At 39.9% G+C, this 1,278-nt stretch carries 1 protein-coding gene; it reads left to right on the top strand.

Features of this window, described 5'->3' with window-relative positions; all coding sequences use genetic code 11:
* Positions 1-66 precede the first annotated feature (66 nt).
* Positions 67-1,232, top strand: a protein-coding gene (locus C8D84_RS13680) for an IS3 family transposase (RefSeq protein WP_109592809.1) whose coding sequence is annotated in 2 segments (ribosomal slippage) — positions 67-325 and positions 325-1,232 — 1,167 coding nt in all. Because the reading frame shifts where the segments join, the coding sequence is not laid out codon by codon here.
* The last annotated feature ends 46 nt before the right edge of the window (positions 1,233-1,278 follow it).

Here is a 1,278-nt window from a genome sequence, read left to right as displayed (position 1 = left end):
TGATATATGCTGAAAAAACCGTAGACAAAAACTTGGTAAACTAAAGAAGACAAATAGGAGTTTACCATGACAAAGAAAGTTAAGAGATATAGTGAAGAATTTAAAGCAGAAGCGGTCAAAGCAATAGAAAATAATGGTGGCAATGTCAGTGCCACAGCAAGGCAGTTAGGGCTACCAATGCAAACGCTAGCTAATTGGCAACGGAAAGCTAATCAAGGTAAGCTCAAAGGTACTAAACAGTTTGATCCCGAACTAATGGCCGTTATTGAAGAGAATAAGCGTTTAAAGCGAGAGTTAAAGATTGCACAAGAAGAGCGTGAAATATTAAAAAAGGCCACGGCGTACTTTGCAAGGAACGGTCAGTAAGGTACGCCTTTATTGACCATCACAAATATGAATTTAGCACTACCCGCATGTGCAAAATCCTTGATATCAAACCATCAAGCTACTATGACTGGAACAAGCGTAATATCAGTACTCAGCAAATACATCGTAATCACTGTGAGCTACTTGTTAAAGCTGCTCACAGTGAAACCAAAGAGAGATATGGTTATGAGCGTCTGCATGCTCATTTGAGCGAACAGGGACATGAGATTAGCAAGTACATGGTGCGCAGTATCAAAGAAGAACATAGCATCAAATGTAGACGTCATAAGCGCTTTAAAGTGACAACGGACTCAGACCATAACAAGCGAATCTATCCTAATTTGCTTAAACAGCAGTTTGGCGTCAATCGTCCTAATTGTGCATGGGTCAGTGATATAACCTATATTTGGACAGATGAGGGTTGGCTTTATTTGGCAGGTGTTAAAGACTTGTATACCAAAGAACTGGTTGGCTACGCTATCGATAAACGTATGAAGGCTGATTTAGTCTGTAAGGCCTTAAATAAAGCGATCAAGGATAAACGACCTAGCCAAGGTCTTATTGTGCATTCAGATAGAGGTAGTCAGTATTGCAGCGATGATTATCGCAAAATCATCAGTAAATACGGTTTTAAAGGATCTATGAGTGCTAAAGGCAACTGTTATGATAACGCGCCAATAGAGAGCTTCTGGGGCGTCTTAAAGAATGAGCTGGTATATCATCATAATTATAGAACTCGATTTGAGGCTATCAACAGTATCATCAAATATATTGAGTTAGATTACAACCAAACGAGGATTCAGCAAGATTTAGGTATGAGATCGCCAAGACAGGTTTGGGTTGATTTCTACCGTCAGGCTGCGTAATTAAAATCTCCCAAGTTTAGGTGTACGGATTTGACAGCAGGGGTCA

This window comes from Psychrobacter immobilis (assembly GCF_003148585.1).
In the GTDB taxonomy this organism is placed as follows: Bacteria; Pseudomonadota; Gammaproteobacteria; order Pseudomonadales; family Moraxellaceae; genus Psychrobacter; species Psychrobacter immobilis.
The sequence above is the reverse complement of the archived record's forward strand: the minus strand, read 5'-3'. Positions and strand labels throughout refer to the sequence as shown.